General features: G+C 71.9%; 16 protein-coding genes. 2 read left to right on the top strand and 14 right to left on the bottom strand.

Going from position 1 to position 18,836, the window contains the following annotated elements; all coding sequences use genetic code 11:
* Positions 1–40: 40 nt before the first annotated feature.
* Positions 41–1,204 carry a glycoside hydrolase family 6 protein gene (locus ACZ9QC_RS35180; protein ID WP_472921902.1) on the bottom strand — a complete coding sequence of 388 codons (1,164 nt, stop codon included), beginning with the start codon at positions 1,202–1,204 and terminating at the stop codon, positions 41–43.
* Between the two features lie 209 nt (positions 1,205–1,413).
* Here ACZ9QC_RS35180 and ACZ9QC_RS35175 point away from each other — a divergent pair, with 209 nt between their 5' ends.
* A complete protein-coding gene (locus tag ACZ9QC_RS35175) occupies positions 1,414–2,151 on the top strand; it encodes a DUF5995 family protein (RefSeq protein ID WP_472916770.1) in 738 nt (245 codons plus the stop codon).
* Here the strand turns inward: ACZ9QC_RS35175 and ACZ9QC_RS35170 are convergent.
* From ACZ9QC_RS35170 to ACZ9QC_RS35135, 8 genes are all read right to left on the bottom strand, one after another.
* The gene (locus tag ACZ9QC_RS35170) at positions 2,148–3,845 is read right to left on the bottom strand and encodes a flavin monoamine oxidase family protein (RefSeq protein WP_472916769.1); all 1,698 of its coding nucleotides are present in this window, start codon (positions 3,843–3,845) and stop codon (positions 2,148–2,150) included. The two genes, ACZ9QC_RS35175 and ACZ9QC_RS35170, sit on opposite strands and share 4 nt — an antisense overlap.
* Positions 3,846–3,900: 55 nt before the next feature.
* Complete coding sequence (locus tag ACZ9QC_RS35165; RefSeq protein WP_472916768.1) at positions 3,901–4,689, bottom strand: carbon-nitrogen hydrolase family protein; 789 nt, start codon at positions 4,687–4,689, stop codon at positions 3,901–3,903.
* A gap of 268 nt (positions 4,690–4,957) precedes the next feature.
* A complete protein-coding gene (locus ACZ9QC_RS35160) occupies positions 4,958–6,154 on the bottom strand; it encodes an MFS transporter (RefSeq protein ID WP_472916767.1) in 1,197 nt (398 codons plus the stop codon).
* Between the two features lie 221 nt (positions 6,155–6,375).
* Positions 6,376–7,836, bottom strand: coding sequence for an HAD-IA family hydrolase (locus ACZ9QC_RS35155; protein ID WP_472916766.1), 1,461 nt, complete (start codon positions 7,834–7,836; stop codon positions 6,376–6,378).
* Between the two features lie 66 nt (positions 7,837–7,902).
* Positions 7,903–8,985: an ABC transporter ATP-binding protein gene (locus ACZ9QC_RS35150; RefSeq protein WP_472916765.1), complete on the bottom strand. Its 1,083-nt coding sequence runs from the start codon at positions 8,983–8,985 to the stop codon at positions 7,903–7,905.
* A gap of 3 nt (positions 8,986–8,988) precedes the next feature.
* The gene (locus tag ACZ9QC_RS35145; protein WP_472916764.1) at positions 8,989–9,837 is read right to left on the bottom strand and encodes an ABC transporter permease; all 849 of its coding nucleotides are present in this window, start codon (positions 9,835–9,837) and stop codon (positions 8,989–8,991) included.
* On the bottom strand, positions 9,825–10,727 hold the full coding sequence (locus ACZ9QC_RS35140; protein WP_472916763.1) for an ABC transporter permease: 903 nt from the start codon (positions 10,725–10,727) through the stop codon (positions 9,825–9,827). Before ACZ9QC_RS35140 ends, ACZ9QC_RS35145 begins: the two co-directional genes overlap by 13 nt.
* The gene (locus tag ACZ9QC_RS35135; protein ID WP_472916762.1) at positions 10,724–11,878 is read right to left on the bottom strand and encodes an ABC transporter substrate-binding protein; all 1,155 of its coding nucleotides are present in this window, start codon (positions 11,876–11,878) and stop codon (positions 10,724–10,726) included. The genes ACZ9QC_RS35140 and ACZ9QC_RS35135 overlap by 4 nt, the downstream gene beginning before the upstream one ends.
* 227 nt (positions 11,879–12,105) lie before the next feature.
* Between ACZ9QC_RS35135 and ACZ9QC_RS35130 the strand changes: the two genes are divergently transcribed.
* Positions 12,106–12,846: a GntR family transcriptional regulator gene (locus ACZ9QC_RS35130; RefSeq protein ID WP_319105963.1), complete on the top strand. Its 741-nt coding sequence runs from the start codon at positions 12,106–12,108 to the stop codon at positions 12,844–12,846.
* Between the two features lie 92 nt (positions 12,847–12,938).
* On the opposite strand, the gene ACZ9QC_RS35125 is transcribed toward ACZ9QC_RS35130, so the two are convergent.
* The 5 genes from ACZ9QC_RS35125 to rpe form a co-directional block, all read right to left on the bottom strand.
* Positions 12,939–13,391, bottom strand: a complete 453-nt coding sequence (locus tag ACZ9QC_RS35125; protein WP_045557267.1) for an Lrp/AsnC family transcriptional regulator — start codon at positions 13,389–13,391, stop codon at positions 12,939–12,941.
* A 10-nt stretch (positions 13,392–13,401) separates the two neighbouring features.
* Complete coding sequence (locus tag ACZ9QC_RS35120; protein WP_472916761.1) at positions 13,402–14,868, bottom strand: amino acid permease; 1,467 nt, start codon at positions 14,866–14,868, stop codon at positions 13,402–13,404.
* A 338-nt stretch (positions 14,869–15,206) separates the two neighbouring features.
* Complete coding sequence (locus ACZ9QC_RS35115; RefSeq protein WP_472916760.1) at positions 15,207–16,649, bottom strand: GuaB1 family IMP dehydrogenase-related protein; 1,443 nt, start codon at positions 16,647–16,649, stop codon at positions 15,207–15,209.
* Positions 16,650–16,896: 247 nt separating this feature from the next.
* Positions 16,897–17,940 carry a sugar-binding transcriptional regulator gene (locus ACZ9QC_RS35110; RefSeq protein WP_467294776.1) on the bottom strand — a complete coding sequence of 348 codons (1,044 nt, stop codon included), beginning with the start codon at positions 17,938–17,940 and terminating at the stop codon, positions 16,897–16,899.
* A gap of 159 nt (positions 17,941–18,099) precedes the next feature.
* Positions 18,100–18,786, bottom strand: coding sequence for a ribulose-phosphate 3-epimerase (gene rpe, locus ACZ9QC_RS35105; protein ID WP_215451001.1), 687 nt, complete (start codon positions 18,784–18,786; stop codon positions 18,100–18,102).
* Positions 18,787–18,836: the final 50 nt, after the last annotated feature.

The raw sequence follows: 18,836 nt of genomic DNA, 5'->3' as shown, positions 1-18,836 counted from the left end.
TGCCCGACCCGAAGCCCTGATCCCGGCGCCGGGCTCCCCCTCACCCGCGCGCCAGCTCGTACGCGTACCCCGGCGAGAACGCCCCCGCCCTCCCCCGGCAGCCGTCGGACTCGCCCGGGAGTTTCACCCACAGATAGGCGTCGACGCGGGGTTCGCCGGTGGTGAGGGTGGGCGGGCGGCCGAGGGCGCGGCCCGCCGGGTCGCACCAGGCGCCGTCGGCCGGGGCGCCGTTGCCGTTGCGGCTGGTGTCGATGACGGCGCCCAGGCCGGCGGGAGCGCCGAGGGCGTCGAGGACCCGGCGGGTGTAGGCGACCTCCGCTTCCGTGCGGTTGAAGTTCGACACGTTGCTGAAGACACCGTCGGAGCCGTCGGGAGCGGCGGCGCCCGCCTGCCGCAGGAGTGCGGCCTGCTCGACCGGGGTGTTCCATTCCGAGTGTCCGGCGTCGTAGTAGACGCGGGCGCTCGGGTTGGCCGCCTTGACGACCCGGCCCGCGCGGGCGAGTGAGGCGAAGCGGTCGGCGCGGCCGCCGGCGGAGAGACAGTCGGACTGGGCGATCGCGTCCGGTTCCAGGATCACGATGACGTCGTCCGAGCCGAGCCCGGCGGCGAACGCGTCGATCCAGGCGTCGTAGACGTCCAGGTTCGGCGCCCCGCCCTGCGAGGCACCGCCGCAGTCCCGGTCGGGGATCGCGTACGCCACGAGGACCGGCACCTGGTCCCGTGCGGCGCCCCCGGAGGCGACCGCCGACACCTGGGAGGTGATCGTGGCGGGGGCGGGGTCGGTGAACCAGACGGCGGCGGGGCGGTCGGCGATGCCCGTCTCGATGGCGGCGCCGCGCGGGTCGTCGGGGTGGTCACGGACCCAGTCGAGGACCTGCGAGTCGGGGTGGCGGTAGAGCTCGCCGGGGCCGGTCCCGGGTGCCGCCCGCCGTTCGGTCCGCTCCGCCGAGAGGTCCGTTCCGGCCTTGACCGAGGGCCCGCGCGAGTGCGAGGGCGACGGCGAGGGCGAGGTGTGTCGCGGGGAGGAAGGGCCGGGAGCCGGTCCGGTCGGACCGGAGAGCGCGGAGGGCACGGAGAGACCGGACGGGTGGCCCCCTGAGCGGTTCGTCGGCGGTCGGGCCTCGTCGCCTCTCTCGCCACCCGTCGCCGCGACCATCGCGGTGACCGTTCCGACGACGGCCACGATCGCCGCGGCGGCCGTCATGGCAGCGCGCCGCGCCGCCCGCCGACGTGCGGCCCGGCGCGCGGCCAGACGCTGGGCGCGTAAGCCTGACACGTGGTGCTCCCCCCTGCTCCCCGGGCCGCGCTGCGTCGGCTCCCCGGCTCTTCCCGCCGCGCCCGCGTTACCCCGTTCCGGGGACGCGCCGGGCACGGCGGCACCGGTGTCAGCGTAGGCCTGCGACCCTGCCCCCTATGGCGCAGTTGGAACATTTCACCAATTCCGTGGACGCGACGGGCACGGCGGTCGCGGCCGGCGCGGTGGACACCGTCGTCCGCCGTATGCGGGCCCTGGGCGCGGTCCTTCCCGAGCGGGACGGGATCGCGGTCTTCAACCGGGTCTACCTCGCCGTCACGGAGGCCATCGGCCGGCGCCTGGACACCGGTCACTTCCCGGACGCCGAGGCCGCGATCACTCTGGACGTGCTCTTCGCCGAGCGGTATCTGAGCGTCGCCGAGGGCGGCCGCGCACCCGCGTGCTGGCGGCCGCTGCTGCAGTTCCGGCGTCACCCCGGGGTACGTCCGCTGCAGTTCGCCCTCTGTGGCATCAACGCTCACATCGGGCACGATCTCGCGCTGGCCGTCGTGGACAGCTGTCGTACGCTCGGCTGCGAACCAGCCGATCTGGAGGACGAGTTCGAGCAGGTGGGCGATGTCCTCGTCGCACTGGAGGAACGTATCCGCGAGGAGCTGATGCCGGGTCCCGATCTGCTCCAGATCGCCGATCCGCTCACCCATCTGATCGGCGCGTGGAGCCTGGAACGCGCCCGTGAGGCCAGCTGGTCGGCCGCCCGCGCGCTGTGGGCGCTGCGCGGACTCCCGGATCTCGCCGAGGAGTTCGCCCACCGGCTGGACGCGGCGGTGGGCCTGGCGGGCCGCATGCTGCTGACACCGCTGCCCGAGCGAGCGGACTGGCCCCGAACCGGCCCCTAGTCCTCGGGGAGTTCGACGGGGGCGATCGTGTCGTAGAGGTCTCCCGGGCCGGGGTTGGTCGCGTCCGTGGCGCCGCCGAAGTGGTGCATGACACCCCAGACCGCGTTGAGCGCCGTCTGGATCGCGCCCTCCGCCCAGCCTGCCGTCCAGGAGATGTCGTCGCCGGCGAGGAAGATGCCCCGCTTGTCGTCGGGCAGCCGGTCCTGCATGAAGTGGGTGAACAGGCGCCGCTGGTAGCGGTAGTGGCCGGGAAGGTTCGCCTTGAACGCGCCCATGAAGTAGGGCTCGTTCTCCCAGGAGACGGTCACCGGGTTGCCGATGACATGGCTGCGGATGTCGACGTTCGGGTAGATCTCGCCGAGCGACTTCAACATGACCTCCATCCGCTCGTTCGCCGACAGGGGCAGCCACTTGAGGCTGTCGTCGCACCAGGTGTAGGAGAGGCAGATGACGGCGGGCTTGTCGGGGCCGTCGTCGAGGAGGTAGGTCCCGCGCGTCATCCGGTCGGTGAGCGTCATCGACATCACGTCCCGCCCGGTCTGCTCGTCCTTGTCGAGCCAGAACGGCCGGTCCACGGGCACGAAGAGCTTGCTGGACTCCATGTAGTGGGTCCGCTCGATGGCCGTCCAGTGGTCGATGGGGAAGAGCGAGTCGTCACAGGCGATCTTCGACAGCAGCATCCAGGACTGGGCGGTGAAGATCGCCGCCCGGTACGTACGGATGTCACCGTTCGCGTCCGTCACCGTGATCCGGTTGCCGGCGGTCCGCTGCAGCCGGGTGACGGCGGGCCGCGGCTCCCCCTCGGCGTGCAGGGACCTCAGGGACGTCCCGTAGGGCCAGTGCACGATCTTCTCGGGCTCGCGCTCCCAGAGCCGCAGCGGGAGCTGCTGGCTGCCTCCGACGATGCCCCGGTGGTGGTCGTCGGCCTCGGTGTAGACGACGCGCAGGATCTCCAGGATGGAGTTGGGGAAGTCGGTGTCCCAGCCGCCGGTGCCGAAGCCGACCTGGCCGAAGATCTCACGGTGCCGGAAGGACTTGAACGCCTCGGAGTCGCAGAGGAAGCCGTAGAAGGTCTGGTTGTCGAGCCGCTCGACGAGCTTCGCCCAGATCTCCCGGATGCGCGGCACGTCCCGCTCACGCAGCGCCCGGTTCATGTCGGAGAAGTCGGCGCCCTCTTCGAGGCAGGCCTTCCAGGCGGCGGCCACGTCCCGGTAGACCTGCGGCAGGTCGTCGATGGTCTCGGCGTAGTGGGACTCGCCCTTGAGGTCGACGACGGTCGACGGCGTGGCCTCCGCGAGGGGGTTGGGGAACGGCCGGGTCTCCAGTCCCGCCAGGTCGATGTAGTGCTGGAGCGCCGTGGAGGACGGCGGGAAGCGCATGGCCCCCATCTCGGCGGTGAGCGACGGATCGCACCCGTCGAAGCCGACCGTCCGCAGACGCCCGCCGATCCGGTCGGCCTCGTACACGACCGGCTTGAGCCCCATCTTCATCAGCTCGTACGCCGCCACGATGCCGGACAGCCCGCCCCCGATGACCGCGACCTCGGCCCCGTGCTCGGTGGCCGGTATCTGGCCCAGACCGGCCGGGTGGGCCAGGAAGTCGTCGTACGCGTACGGGAAGTCCGGGCCGAACATGGTGATCGGCGGCTGCTGCTCGTCTGCGTGCTCGACGGCGTTGGGCACGGTGGACGTCATGGGGTGCGGACTCCTTGCGGTGAAGCGGGTGTGCGGGGTGGGGCGGGGGCGGGGCTCAGACGAGGGAGCCGTAGAGACCGGGGCGACGGTCCTGGAGATACGGGTTCGCCTCGCGGGAGGCCGCGACGAACGCGGGGTCGACGTCGGCGAGGACGAGGTCCTCCTCGCGTCCGGCGCGGGTGCGCGCGACCCCGTCCGGCCCGGCCAGCGTGGAGAGCCCGACGAACTCGAACTCCCCCTCCCGGCCGACCCGGTTGACGTAGGCGACGTACATCTGGTTCTCGAAGGCCCGCACCGGGATCATCGACTCGGCGACGAACTGGAAGGGATGCATCTGGGCCGTCGGCACCACGAGCAGATCGGTGCCGGCGAGCGCGTGGGCGCGGACGTTCTCCGGGAACTCCACGTCGTAGCAGATCAGGAGTCCCACGCGGAGCCCGCCCAGGTCGGCCTGGACGACGCTCCGCTCGCCGGGTGCGAAGTGGTCGCGCTCGAAGCAGCCGAAGAGATGGGTCTTGCGGTAGTTCGCCAGTCGGACGCCCTCGGCGGAGACGAGCTGCGCCGAGTTGAAGACCGCCGCACCGGCGCGCTCCGGGTACCCGTAGACGATCGCGACGCCGTGGCGTCCCGCGATCTCGGCGACCGCGTCGGCCGAGTCGCCGTCGGCCGCCTCGGCGAGCCGCGCGACGTCGTCGCCGATCGCGTACCCCGTCAGGAACATCTCCGGCGTCACCACGAGCCCCGCACCGGCGTCGGCGGCCCGTCCCGCGGCCTCGTCGAGCACCTTCAGGTTCCCGACGACCGAGCCGGGCAGACCGGAGCTCTGGAGCAGGGCGGTACGCATGCGTGTTCCTCACCGGGACAAAGGGGTGTTCGGGGGCCGAAGGGGCCCAGAAAGGGGGCCAGGAAGACGGTACGGCCGCCGCGCCGACCCGGACAAGCGGCGGCCATTGCGCACCGAGGAACGATTCGTTGCGCAGGTGCCGGTCCGCACGACGATTCGTTGCGCACCTGAGAAAGGGCACCACCCGCTCCCCGTCAAGGGGCGCGGGGAACCGCGCGACAAGCCACACCGAACCCGCGGCCGCCCACAGACCCCACACCCCCGCCCCCTAGGCGCCCCTCCGCACCACCAACACCCCGGCGGTCACGAGATACGGCACCGCGAACACGGCGAACACCACCCCGTGCGCGTACCCCGCGCCGATCGCCGCGTAGGCGGCGAAGACGGCGACCGTCGCCGTCTCGGTCCCCATGCTCGCCACCGACGTCACCGTCGCCCGCCGGGCCCCGTCGATCCGGTCCTGCAACCGCGCGTCGGCGAGCACGTTGACCAGCTGGAAGCCCCCGAAGGCGACGGCCACCAGCCCGATGCCGGCTGGCGTGCCCATCAGTGCTCCCACGGCCAGCGCGACCGCCGAGCCCGCGAGCACCGCCCCCAGCCGGGCCGTGCCCCACCGCTCCCCCACGCCGGTCAGCAGGCTGCCGATCGCCGGCCCCACCCAGACCACCAGCAGCAGGTACGGAACCGTCTGCTCGGCCACCCCGGTGTCCCTGACCAGCAGCGGCGTGTACTCGTCGAGCGCGCCCCAGACCGCCCCGACGGCCGGCACGAGGAGCATCGCGCCCCGTACGGACCGGTCCCGGCGGACCTCGGTGAGCCCCGCCCGCAGGGTGGCGATGGTGGAGGCGTGCTTCGGCCCCGGCACCGCTTCCCGGTGCTCGGGGAACCGTGTGGCCGTCACCGAGGTCAGCACACAGGCCAGGATGCTCGCCGCGCCCACGGCCGGGTAACCGCCGAGGTCGAGGACCGGACCGGCCAGCCCCATCGCGGCCATCACGGCGACCATGCCGACCGCCTGGGCGCGGCCGACGACCCGCGCGTACCGGTCGGCGGCGCCCAGCCGGTCGAGCTCGTCGTAGACCAGCGCCTCCAGCGCACCGGAACCGAGCGCGCCGCGTACTCCCCACAGGACGAACCCGAGAGCGAAGGCCCAGTACGAGGGAACGATCACCCACAGGGCGAAGCCGGCGGCGGTGAGCAGCGGCCCCACCCACAGCAGCAGTCGCCGCGAGACGGCGTCGGCCCAGGCACCGGAGGGCACCTCCAGCACGATCCCGGTGACGGACCACAGGGCGAACAGGGAGGAGATCTGCCAGATCGACAGGCCGGTGTCGCTGAACAGCAGCGCGTACACCGGGTAGAGCAGCACGAACTCGTCGAGGAACGCATAGGCGTACAGCGTGGCCGTGAGCCGCCGGACACCAGTGGTCGCGGCACCGGGCGCACGCGCGGGTGAGAGAGTCATGAGGCCTTCCCGAGGGGGCGGATCGGACGTCGTCGGTACGGCGTCCGAGGCGGTCCTCGGGAGGCGTGGCCGGTGGATCAATGTCGCCAGGTCATGGCATCGATGCTAGCCCGGCCGCACCTTCCGGCCCAGGGGTTATCGGGATCGCGCCCGGCGTCCGACTCCGGTGCCGGTGCCGGCTCCGGCTCCGGCTCCGGCTCCGGCTCCGGCTCCGGCTCCGGCTACAGGGCGAACGTGGTGATCACCGCGGCGTGGTCCGACGGCCAGTCGTTGTCCTCGACGTCCGGCCACGGGCGGGGGGTGCCGCTGACATGGGTCCGGGAGTCGAGCACCGCGAGGCCCCGGTGCAGGACGAAGTCGATCCGGTCCTGCGGCTCGGGCCGGCCGCTGCCGTCCTCGTGGGCGACGTGGATCGGCGACCAGGTGTGGCCGGGCTGCCGCACGGGGTCGGGGTGGGCCTCGCGGTAGGAGTCGCGCAGTCCGCTCGCCTCGGCGGCCCTGGTCACCGGCCAGTCGACGTCCGGCCGGTCGAGGTGCGAGGGGCTGTTGAAGTCACCGACCAGCACGACGGGCACGGCGGGCGCGGTGTCGTCGAGCCGGCGCAGGCAGTCCCGCAGCTGGGCCAGCCGCACCTCCTCGTGGGCGATCAGCTCGGCGGCCGGCAGCCCGTCGAAGGCGGCCTCGTAGGGGCCGTAGGGCTGGTAGTCGAGGTGGACCGTCCAGATGTCGACCTCGGCGCCGGAGTCGGTCCTGATACGGACGCCGGCGGCCCCGTAGAAGCCGACGTCGGGGTCACCGAGGCGGGCCGTGATCGGGTGGCGGCTGATGATGCCGAGGTTGTCGCCGGCCCGGTGGTGGTGCCAGCCGAGGGCGTCGGCGAGTTCCTGGGCGGCGGTGCCGTACGTCTCCTGGAGGCCGACCACGTCGACACCGGTCTCGGTGATCACCTTGAGCTGCTTGGCCCGGTGGTCGCGGACCTTGGTGCCGCCGTACCAGAGGTTCCAGGTCATCACGCGCAGGGCGGGGCCGTCGGGCGCGACCAGCAGCCGCAGGCTCGCCGGTGTCACGGCCTCCAGGCTCTCCCGTACGGTCCGGCCCGGGGCCTCCTCGATGGGGGCGAGCGAGGGAACGGCGAGGACCACGCACCCGGCGGCCTCGGCCGAGGTGACGCCGGTGTGGGTGTCCTCGACGGCGACGCAGGCGGCGGGGTCGACGCCGAGGGCGTGGCAGGCGGCGAGGTAGGGGTCGGGGGCGGGCTTGGTGTGCTCGGTGTCGTCGGCGGTGACGGAGACGGCGAACAGGTCGCGGCCGAGGACGTCGAGGACGGTGTCGGCGACGGCACGCGGCGACGCGGTGACCAGGGCGGTGGGGACGCCCTCGCGGGCCAGGGCCCGCAGCAGCTCCAGCGCGCCCGGGCGGGGCACGATCCCGGTGCGCACCCGTTCGGCGAACTCCCGGTGCAGCTCGGCGGCGAGCGCGTCCCCGTCGGCGCCGGTCAGGGCGGCGAGCCAGGCGGCGGTGTGCTCGACGGGGCGGCCCAGTACGTCGGGCTGGTCGGCCTCGGTCAGCGCGCGCCCGAGGCCGGTGGCCACCTCGGCCACCGCATCCCACCACAGCCGCTCGGTGTCGACGAGCGTGCCGTCCATGTCGAACAGGGCGGCCTGGAGCGCGGATCGGGACACGGGACTCTCTTTCCGTGGGGGTGTCGGGACTGCGGGTCCCGCCGTGGGGAGGCGGGTGCCCGTGTCTCAGCGGGTGGGGCGGGCCGCGACGAGCACCGGCCGCTCGGGGAGGCTGACGGTCACGGAGCTTCCGGCGCCGAGGACCGCCGCCTCGTGGGTGGGCAGGTCGGCCTTGACCTCGGTGCCGTCGGCGAGCCGTACGGTGAGGCGGGTGGCGGCGCCGAGGAACGCGGTGGCGACGACCCGGGCGTCCCCGGTGTCGTCCGCCCGTACGCCGACCGCCTCCGGCCGCACCAGGACGTCCACGTCCACGGCGTCCGGTGCCGTGCCGTCCACGGGGAGCCGCCGGCCGAGGACCTCGACGGTGGTGCCGTCGAGCCGGCCCGGGATCCGGCTCATCGTGCCGACGAACTCGGCGACGAAGGCGGTGGCCGGACGGCCGTACAACTCGACCGGGGCGGCGCACTGTTCGAGGCGTCCGGCGTGCATCACCGCGACCCGGTCGGCCATGGACAGGGCCTCCTCCTGGTCGTGCGTCACGAAGAGGGTGGTGATGCCCAGCTCCTGCTGGAGGCGGCGGATCTCCTCGCGGAGGGTGAGCCGCACCTTGGCGTCGAGGGCGGAGAGCGGTTCGTCGAGCAGCAGCACGCGGGGGCGCAGGGCCAGCGCCCGGGCGAGGGCGACGCGCTGCTGCTGGCCGCCGGAGAGCTGGTGGGGGTACTGGGCGCCCTTGTCGGCGAGGCCCACGAGGTCGAGCAACTCGGCCGCGCGGGACCTCCGTTCGGCCGTGCGCACCTTGCGCATGCGCAGGCCGAAGGCCACGTTGTCGAGGGCGCTGAGGTGCGGGAAGAGGCTGTACGACTGGAAGACCATCCCGGCGTCGCGCCGGTGGGCCGGGACGCGGGTGACGTCCTCCCCGTCGACCAGCACCTCGCCGGCGTCGGGGTGTTCGAAGCCGGCGAGCATCCGCAGGGCGGTGGTCTTGCCGCAGCCGGAGGGGCCGAGCAGGGCGAGCAGTTCGCCGGGGCGGACGGTCAGGTCGAGGCCGTCGAGGGCGACGGTGGCGCCGAACTCCCGTCGCAGACCCCGGAATTCGACGGTGGCGGCGGTGTCGGTCGCCGTCTTCTCAGGTTTGTCGAGCACGGTCATGGTTCATCCCCCGGAGGCGGAAGCGGTTCGGGTACGTCCGCCGAAGGAGGCGAGCGCGAGGAGCATGGCCCAGGTGACGAGCAGGCTGAGCACCGAGACGGCCACGGACAGCTGGGCCTGCGAGCCGCTGACGTTGACGATCCACACGGCGAACGGCCGGAAGCCCAGCAGCTGGGCGACCGTGAACTCGCCGAGCACGAGCGCCAGGGTGAGGAAGGCGGAGTTGAGCAGTGCCCCGCGCAGATTGGGCAGCACGGCCCGCACCAGCGCCTGCGGCCAGCTCGCCCCGCAACTGCGGGCGGCCTCCACGAGGGTGCGGACATCCATGGCGCGCAGCCCCGCGTCCAGCGCGCGGTGCACAAAGGGCAGCGCCATGACGACGTAGGCGAGGACCAGCACCACGGGGAAGTCGGGGTTCTGGACCGCGACGAAGGTCTGGAACAGCGGGGTCCTGGAGAGGTGTTCGGGCCCCCACTTGAGCACGGTGCCGAGGCCGGCGACGAACGCGATCGGCGGCACCACCAGCGGCAGGGCGCACACCACCTCGACGACGGGCCGCAGCCTGGGGGCGCCGAGCCGCAGCGCGACCATGGCGGGCACCATCAGCAGCAGCACGACGGCGATGGTCGCGGCGGCCAGCTCCAGCGAGAGCAGCAGACTGGTCACGAAGCCGTCGGTGCTCAGGATCTGCGTGTAGGCGTCGAAGGTGACGCCCTCGCCGGGCACGTCGACCGTGAAGATCACGGAGGCGGCGAGCGGGACGAGGAAGTAGAGCCCGGCGAAGGCGAACACGAGCGGACGCCACAGGGCCGGGCGGCGCGACGCCGGTCGCGCCGGGTTCAGGCCAGCCATCGCGCACTCCGTCGTTGCAGGGGCAGGTAGACGGCCATGACCAGTCCGGCGATCAGGACCATGTCGAGGCTGAGGGCGAGCGCCACGTTCTCCTGGCCGACCAGGACGTTGCCGGAGATGGCGTCGGCGATCTGCAGGGTCACCAGCGGGATCGAGCTGCCCACCATGGCCGCGGCGGTGGCGTACGCGGCGAAGGCGCTGCCGAAGAGCAGCACGAGTCCGCCGAGCAGTGAGGGCGCGAGGACGGGCAGGGCCACGTGGAGCCAGTACTGGAGTCCGGTGGCGCCGTTGTTCTGGGCGGCCTCCCGCCACTGGACGCGCAGCCCGTCGAGGGCGGGGGTGATGGTGAGGACCATCAGCGGGATCAGGAAGTACAGGTAGACGATGACCAGTCCCCAGAAGCTGTAGAGGTCCCAGCCCTTGTCCGTGAGGCCCAACTGCCTGGTCAGCACACCGGAGTTGCCGAGGGTGGCGACGAACGCGAAGGCGAGCGGGACACCGCCGAAGTTGGCGAGCACCCCGGAGGCGGTGAGCACGGCCTCGCGCAGCGCCGGGAAGCGGGAGGTCACCACGGCCTGGGCGAGCGGCAGCCCGAGGACGGCGGCGAGCCCGGCCGCGACGGCGGACAGCTTCACACTGCCGAGCATGGCCGTGAGGTAGGCCCCCTGCACGGAGGCCGTCATGTTCGCCGTGGTGTACGACGTGGCGCCCGTGGCCGGGTCCTTGACGGTGAACGCGCCGTTCAGCATGGCGACGGCGGGCAGTCCGAAGGCGATCGCGACGAAGGCCAGCAGCGGGAGCACGGCGAGCCAGCCGCCGGGGCGTGGCCGCCGCTTCACGGAAGCGGCGGCCACGAGTGCCGGGTCGGCCTCGGTGACGACGGCGGTCACCCGGAGACCGCCTTGGCCCAGCCCTGCGCGAGCGCGTCCTTGGCCTTGGTCTGCTGCTCCTCGGTCGGGAACTCGGGGGTGCCCGACACCTTCGGCAGCTTGGCGGCGGCCGTCTCGTCCAGCGTGCCGGCCTTCTCCATGGCGGGCATCAGGGCCGGGCGGGCGTAGCCGGCGAGCCACAGGTTCTGGCCCTCCGCGCTGTAGAGGTACTCCTGCCAGAGCCGGGCGGTGGCCGGGTGCGGGGCGTCCTTGTTGATGGCCTGGGAGTAGTACTGCGAGAACTTGCCGTCCTCCGGGACGACGACCTTCCAGTCGACGCCCTTGGACTTGAACTCGTCGGCGTACCCGGCGTTCAGGTAGTCCCAGTCGATGCTGATGGGCGTCTCGCCCTTCTCGACGGTCGCGGGGGTCGACTCGACGGGCGTGTAGTTGCCGTTCTTCTTCAGCTTGGCGAAGAAGTCCAGGCCGGGCTGGATGTCGTCGAACGAACCGCCGCTCGCCAGCGATGCCGCCCAGACGCCGCCGAAGGCCGAACCGGACTTGGTGGGGTTGCCGTTGAGGGCGACCTGCCCCTTGTACTTCGGCTCCAGCAGGTCGGCGAAGCTCTCCGGGCACTCCTTGACCCGCTTGGCGTCGCACCCGATGGATATGTAGCCGCCGTAGTCGTTGTACCACTGGCCCTTCGGGTCCTTCTGACCCTCGGGGATGTCGTCGAACGCGGCCACCTTGTACGGCGCGAGCAGCCCCTGCTGGGCGGCGCTGATGGCGAAGGAGCTGCCGAGGTCGAGCACGTCGGGCGCGCGGTCCTGTCCCTTGCGCGAGGTGACGGCGTTGATCTCGTCCTGGCTGGCGCCGTCCGGGTTCTCCACCTCGATCTTGATGCCGTACTTCTTCTCGAAGCCGTCGATCAGCGCGCCGTAGTTGGCCCAGTCACGGGGCAGGGCGATCGCGTTGAGCTTGCCCTCCTTCTTGGCCGCCTTGATCAGCGCGTCCATGCCGCCGAAGTCCTCGGCCGAGGTCGCGGTGGCCGCGCTCTTGCCGTCGGCGGTGGTCGTGCTCTCGGGGGCGGCGCCACAGGCGCTGAGGGTGAGTGCGGCGGCGACGGCGAGGCTGCCGCCGAGTACGGCGGTTCTCGGCAGGAAGAGGTTCACGAGCTCTCCAGGGGTACGCGCAGGGACGATCTGGGTGGAGCACTTGTCTGAACAAGTTGGCCTCATTAGGTCCGCGCTTCATATCACGCACGTAAACAACGGCGAAATACTCGTGCACGTTTTCCCGCACAATTCCCGCCCGAAGGCCGCGTTCGCCGCCCCCTTCCCCACCTCGTTAGGCTGGTCGTGCTGCGCACAGCGGGCGACCGGACGAGCGGAGGGGGACCATGGCGGCGCGACACGAGGAGATCGCCGAGGCACTGCGGCGGGCGATCGACCGTGAGGAGTACACGGTGGGCAGTCTGCTGCCGCCGGAGACCGAACTCGCGGCCCGCTACGGCGTCTCACGCGGCACGGTCCGCCAGGCCGTGGCGACCCTGACCGCCGAGGGCCTCATCGGCTCACGCCAGGGTGCCCGCCGGGTGGTGCTGGCCGGCCGCCGCAGCCAGAGCTTCGCGGAGCTGCGCAGCTTCGCCCAGTGGGCGCGCGCGATGGGCCGCGAGGCGACGGGCCGGGTGATCACCCAGGAGTACCGGACGGCCACCGCCGAGGACCGCGTACGCCTGCAGCTCGCCCCGGGCGCCCAGGTCCTGCACGTGCTGCGGCTGCGCGGCCTGGACGGGCAGCCCGTCCTGCTGGAGCGCACGGTCTACGCCGACTGGATCTCCCCGGCCGTCGAGCCCATCGAGGAGGACTGCCCCTCGGTGACCCAGCGCCTGCTCGACGACACGGGCCTGGTCTTCGCCTACGGGGAGCACGTCATCGACGCCGTGGCGGCGGGCGCCCGGGACGCCGAACTCCTCACCGTGCGCCGCACCAGCCCGCTCCTGCGGGTCCGGCGGGTCACCACCACCCGCGAGGGCCGCCCGGTGGAGTGGTCCGACGACCGCTACCGCCCGGACGCGGTGAGCTTCAGCGTCCACAACTCGATCGGCAACAACGCCCTGGCCAGAAAGACCGCGGAGTGACTTGAGAAACCGGGCGCTTCAAGGGGCGCGGGGAACTGCGCGAACAGCCCCCACACACCCGCACCCGCCGACGAACCACCCGCCCCGAGATCTCAGGCGGGCGACCCGGACGAGAACCTGCGCAACAAGGGCGACAGCACCAACACCGACTTGGTCCGCTCGACGAACGGCTCCCCGGCGATCCGCTCCAACACCCGCTCGAAGTGCCGCATGTCGGAAGCGAACACCTGCACCACGGCATCGGCCTCACCGGTGACCGTCGACGCGGCCACCACCTCCTGATACCGCTCCAGCCCCCGTTGGATCGTCTCCGGCGAGGTGTTGCGCCGGCAGTAGATCTCGACGAACCCCTCGGTCTCCCACCCGAGCGCGGCGGGGTCCACCCGGACGGTGAATCCGGTGATCGCCCCGGTCGCCCGCAGCCGGTCCACCCGCCGCTTCACCGCGGGCGCGGAGAGCCCCACGAGTTGGCCGATGTCGGAGTAGGAGCGGCGGGCGTCCTCGGCGAGGGCGTGCACGATGCGTTCGTCGAGATCGTTCAGCACTGCGGGTGGATCACTTCTCTGGAGTCGCGAGACGGGAACGGCGATAGCCGTAACTGAAGTAGAACACGAGCCCGGCGGCCATCCAGACCCCGAAGACGACCCAGGTGACGGTGTCGAGGCTGCCCATCATCCAGACGCAGAAGGCGAATCCCAGAGCGGGCAGCACCGGCGACAGCGGCACCCGGAAGGTGCGCGGCATGTCGGGCCGCGTCCGCCGCAGCACCACGACCGCCACGTTGACCAGGGCGAACGCGAACAGCGTACCGATGCTCGTCGCGTCGGCGAGTTGCCCCAGCGGGATGGCGGCGGCGAGGACACCGCAGAACAGCGACACGATCACGGTGTTGACACGGGGTGTCCCGGTCTTCGGATGGACGCGCGAGAACACCTTGGGCACGAGCCCGTCGCGTGACATGGCGAACAGGATGCGGGTCTGCCCGTACAGCACGGTGAGCACCACGCTCGCGATGGCGATGACGGCACCGGCCGCCAGCAGCGTGCCCCAGAACGCGTCCCCGGTGACGTCCTTCATGATCCCGGCGAGCGCGGCCTCGGACTCGCCGAACCCCTCCCAGGGCCGCGCCCCGATCGCGACGGCGGCGACCAGCACGTACAGCGCGGTGACGACGACCAGCGACAGCATGATGGCGCGCGGCAGGTCGCGCTGTGCGTTCTTCGCCTCCTCACCGGCGGTCGAGGCCGCGTCGAACCCGATGTACGAGAAGAAGAGCGTGGCCCCGGCCGCGCTGACGCCCGCCATGCCGAGCGGCATGAAGTTCTCGTAGTTGCCGGAGCGGAAGCCCTGGAGGCCGATGAGGCAGAAGAGCAGCAGGGCGGCGATCTTCACCACGACCATGATCGTGTTGGCCCGGGCCGACTCCCGGGCGCCGCCCAGCAGGAAGGCCATCGCCAGCAGGACGACGATCAGCGCAGGCAGGTTGAAGATGCCCCCGTCGCCGGGCGGCGCGGACAGCGCGGCCGGGATGGTCACGCCGATCGTCCCGTCCAGCAGCTCGTTGAGGTACTCGCCCCAGCCGACGGCGACGGCGGACACCGACACCCCGTACTCCAGCACCAGACACCAGCCGCATACCCAGGCGACCAGCTCACCCATCGTTGCGTACGCATACGAGTAGGAGGACCCGGAGACCGGGATGGTGCCGGCCAGCTCCGCGTAGGACAGCGCCGAGAACAACGCCGTGAGACCCGCGATCACGAAGGAGAGGGTGACGGCGGGACCGGCCTTGGGGACGGCCTCGCCGAGGACGACGAAGATGCCGGTGCCGAGCGTGGCTCCGATGCTGATCATCGTCAGCTGCCACAGCCCGAGGGACCGCCGCAGCGACCCTCCCTCGCCCTGGCCGCCCTCCGCGACCAGGCGTTCCACGGGCTTGCGGCGCATCAGCCCCGCCCCGAGGCCCACGGAGGGCGGGGCGGACCGATTCTCATGCTGCGGGGGTGCGCCTTGGTCGAGCACGCGTGGCTCCTTCATCGCTGCCGGTCAGGGCGGGTGAGGACCGACAGCACCGAACAGCAGGGGGCCACCGAGCAGGAGGTCCCCGCCACGCCACGTACAGCGCATGACCCTATGAGCCAGAGCTTCACGAGCGTAATGCGGCAACCTTGCGCGCCGACGCAAGATCGTTGCGTTGCTCACGGGTGCGCGAAGGTTCGTTGCACGGGTCGTCTCGGACCATTGCGCGCACGGTCCGGACAGGGGAAACGGCAGCATGGCCAGGGGCGCGGGGAACCGCGCGACAAGCCACGCCGCACCCGCACCCGCCGCCCTGCGGATCCCCCGAACCGGCAGGCGCCCTAACTCCAGCTGGCGTGCAGAGGCTTCCCCTCCGCGTACCCCGCAGCGCTCTGCACCCCGACGACCGCCCGCTCGGCGAACTCCTCCAACGACCCGGCCCCCGCGTACGTGCAAGAGGACCGCACCCCCGCGATCACCGAGTCGATCAGGTCCTCGACCCCCGGCCGCGCCGGGTCCAGGAACATCCGCGACGTCGAGATGCCCTCCTCGAACAGCGCCTTGCGCGCCCGGTCGTAGGCCGACTCCTCGCTCGTCCGGTTGCGGACGGCCCGCGCGGACGCCATCCCGAACGACTCCTTGTACAGCCGCCCGCCGGCGTCCTGCTGGAGGTCGCCGGGCGACTCGTACGTCCCCGCGAACCACGACCCGATCATCACGTTGGACGCGCCCGCGGCGAGCGCCATGGCGACATCGCGGGGGTGGCGCACACCGCCGTCGGCCCACACGTGCTTCCCGTACTTCTTCGCCTCGGCCGCGCACTCCAGGACGGCGGAGAACTGCGGCCGCCCGACCCCGGTCATCATGCGGGTCGTGCACATCGCGCCGGGCCCGACACCGACCTTGATGATGTCCGCGCCGGCCTCGATCAGGTCCCGCACACCCTCGGCGGCGACGATGTTGCCCGCCACGATCGGCACCCGGGGGTCGAGATCGCGCACCAGCTTGATCGCGTTGATCATCGACTCCTGGTGGCCGTGCGCGGTGTCGATGACGAGCGTGTCGACGCCCGCGTCGAGCAACTGCTTGGCCTTGCTCACGAAGTCGCCGTTGACGCCGACGGCGGCGGCGACCCGCAGCTTGCCGTTCGCGTCGACGGCGGGGCTGTACAGCGTGGCGCGGAGCGCGCCCTTGCGGGTCAGGATGCCCGCGAGACGGCCGTCCCGGTCGACGGCCGGGGCGTACCGGCGGTTGGCCGCGTCGAGCCGGTTGAAGGCCTCACGGGGGTCGATGTCGGCGTCGAGGAGCAACAGGTCCCGGGACATGACGACTTCGAGCTGGGTGAAGCGGTCCACACCGGTGAGATCCGTGTCGGTGACGACGCCGACCGGCCGGAGCCCCTCGTCGACGACGACGCCCGCGTTGTGCGCGCGCTTCGGCAGCAGGGCCAGCGCGTCGGCGACCGTCTGGTGGGGGTTCAGCACGATCGGGGTGTCGAGGACGAGGTGGCGGCTCTTCACCCAGGAGATGACGTCGGTGACGACCTCGATCGGGATGTCCTGCGGGATGACCACCAGGCCGCCGCGGCGGGCGACCGTCTCGGCCATCCGGCGGCCGGCGATGGCGGTCATGTTGGCGACGACGAGGGGGATGGTGGTGCCCGTACCGTCCGGGGAGGCCAGGTCCACGGCCTGCCGCGATCCGACGGCGCTACGGCTCGGGACCATGAAGACGTCGTCGTACGTCAGGTCGTACGCGGGCTGGATGTCATTGAGGAAACGCACGTGCCGCACATCCCAGTCGATCAGAGGTGACCCCCTGACAGGACCGCCAGGGGGAAGAGCACGTACCTCATTGTCCCATGTCGGCGGGTATGAGCGGCCCCCACGGATCATCCAGAGGGGCGGTGGGACGCCTCGGAGGATCCTCCGAGAGCGAATCCGGTCCGCGGCCCGTTGGCGATGCCGTCACCCCCGCCCCCGTCAGGGGCGCGGGGAACCGCGCGACAGGCCACAGCGGAGCGTGACGGCGTCACACCCCGTCCGGGTCCGCCCGGTTGAGTGCCGGACGCGGCGTCTGACCGGCCGTGAGCAGGTAGTCCGCGGCCGAGGTGTCCGTGACGAGGCTGGTCACCAGCCCCGAACGCAGGACGGCGTCGATCGCGGCCGCCTTGCGCTGCCCGCCCGCGATCGCGACGACCTCGGGGATACGGCGGAGCTGGTCGGCCTTGACCGTGATGCACCGCTCGCCGAGGTCGCGCCCGACCCTGCGGCCGTCGGCGTCGAAGAGGTGCGCCGACATCTCGGCGGCGACCCCGAGGGAGGCGTAGTGCCCCCGCTCCTCGTCGCTGAGCATGTCGTGCACGGTGGAGATGCCCGCCTCCCAGGAACCGATGGAGACACAGGCGACCGTGACCTTGTCGAAGTACTCGAAGGCCCGCGCGATCCCGGTCTGGTGGCGCAGCGCGGCCGCGGTGGCCGCGTCCGGCAGCAGCATCGGCGCGTAGATGGGGTGGGCGTCGCCGCCGGACACCTGGGCGGCCCGCCGTACCGCCTCGACCGAGCCGCGCTCGGCGGTCCCGGCGTCGTACACGCCCGTCAGCTGCACCACCGTGCAGGGCGGCAGCCGGTCCAGGGCGGCCGCCATGTGGATGGTGGAGCGGCCCCAGGCGAGGCCGAGGACATCGCCCTCGTTGACCAGTTCACCGAGCAGGTCCGCGGCGACCTCGCCGAGGTTCTCCGGGTCGGGGGACTCCTCGGCGTCGGCCGGGGACTCGACGACCACGGCGTGCCGCAGGCCGTACCGGGCCCGCAGTGCGTCGGAACGCTCCGCGTCCAGCTCCGCCGGGACACGGATCTCGATCCGTACGAGATCCCGCTCGAGGGCGGTCTCCAGGACCCGGGCCACCTTGAAGCGGCTCACGCCGAACTCCTCGGCGATCTGGATCTTGGACTTGCCCTCGAGGTAGAAACGGCGTGCCATGGCCGCCGCCTGAACCAGCTCAGCGGGTCCCATCCGCATGGCTGACCGGCCCGCCGACATACCCGACACGGTCATCTCCTCACTGCTCTTCACACATGGATACGCCGTTCATCCTTGCAGATCCGACGTTTTCGATCAGCCCGAAGGAACGCCGTTCACGTTTCCTTGGCCCTCTGGACGCACGACGTGCCCCGCCGGCCTCGGCGTTCGCCCGGGCGTTCCTCCGTAATTCAGTGGCCGCAGGCCCGGTACTCAGTGGCCGCAGGCCCAGCCCGCGGTCGCCGTCGCGGCCTCCGCCTGGGCCCGCAGCGCGCGGACCGCCTCGGCCGGGTCCTGCGCCCCGTAGACCGCGGAACCGGCGACGAAGACGTCCGCGCCGGCCTCGGCGCAGCGCTCGATGGTGGACGCGGCGACGCCGCCGTCGACCTGGAGCCACAGGTCGAGGCCGTGCTTGCTGATCAACTCGCGGGTCCGGCGGATCTTCGGGAGCATGATGTCGAGAAAGGCCTGGCCTCCGAAGCCCGGTTCGACCGTCATGATCAGCACCATGTCGAGTTCGGGGAGCAGGTCCTCGAACGGTTCGATCGGCGTCGCGGGCTTGAGCGCCATGGAGGCCCTGGCGCCCTTGGCCCGGATCTCGCGGGCGAGCCGCACCGGCGCGGCGGCGGCCTCCACGTGAAAGGTGACGGAACCGGCACCCGCTTCCACGTACTGGGGTGCCCACCGATCGGGGGCCTCGATCATCAGATGGCAGTCCAGCGGCGTCTCCGTCGCACGGGCCAGGGACTCTACGACCGGCACACCGAGCGTGAGGTTCGGGACGAAATGGTTGTCCATCACGTCTACATGGAGCCAGTCGGCTCCCTCGACCGCCTTCGCCTCGTCGGCGAGACGGGCGAAGTCGGCGGACAGGATGCTGGGGTTGATCTGCGCGGCCATGGGCCAAGACTGCCATGCTCTCCGGGGGTTGCGGGCATCGGTCCGGGGTG

The organism is Streptomyces sp. HUAS MS02, from assembly GCF_055702265.1.
The sequence above is the reverse complement of the archived record's forward strand: the minus strand, read 5'-3'. Positions and strand labels throughout refer to the sequence as shown.

Bases quoted from the DNA above. Each gene is read 5' to 3' on its own strand.
- ACZ9QC_RS35180 (WP_472921902.1), bottom strand. From the start codon at position 1,204: ATGACGGCCGCCGCGGCGATCGTGGCCGTCGTCGGAACGGTCACCGCG.
- ACZ9QC_RS35175 (WP_472916770.1), top strand. From the start codon at position 1,414: ATGGCGCAGTTGGAACATTTCACCAATTCCGTGGACGCGACGGGCACG.
- ACZ9QC_RS35170 (WP_472916769.1), bottom strand. From the start codon at position 3,845: ATGACGTCCACCGTGCCCAACGCCGTCGAGCACGCAGACGAGCAGCAG.
- ACZ9QC_RS35165 (WP_472916768.1), bottom strand. From the start codon at position 4,689: ATGCGTACCGCCCTGCTCCAGAGCTCCGGTCTGCCCGGCTCGGTCGTC.
- ACZ9QC_RS35160 (WP_472916767.1), bottom strand. From the start codon at position 6,154: ATGACTCTCTCACCCGCGCGTGCGCCCGGTGCCGCGACCACTGGTGTC.
- ACZ9QC_RS35150 (WP_472916765.1), bottom strand. From the start codon at position 8,985: ATGACCGTGCTCGACAAACCTGAGAAGACGGCGACCGACACCGCCGCC.
- ACZ9QC_RS35145 (WP_472916764.1), bottom strand. From the start codon at position 9,837: ATGGCTGGCCTGAACCCGGCGCGACCGGCGTCGCGCCGCCCGGCCCTG.
- ACZ9QC_RS35130 (WP_319105963.1), top strand. From the start codon at position 12,106: ATGGCGGCGCGACACGAGGAGATCGCCGAGGCACTGCGGCGGGCGATC.
- rpe (WP_215451001.1), bottom strand. From the start codon at position 18,786: ATGGCCGCGCAGATCAACCCCAGCATCCTGTCCGCCGACTTCGCCCGT.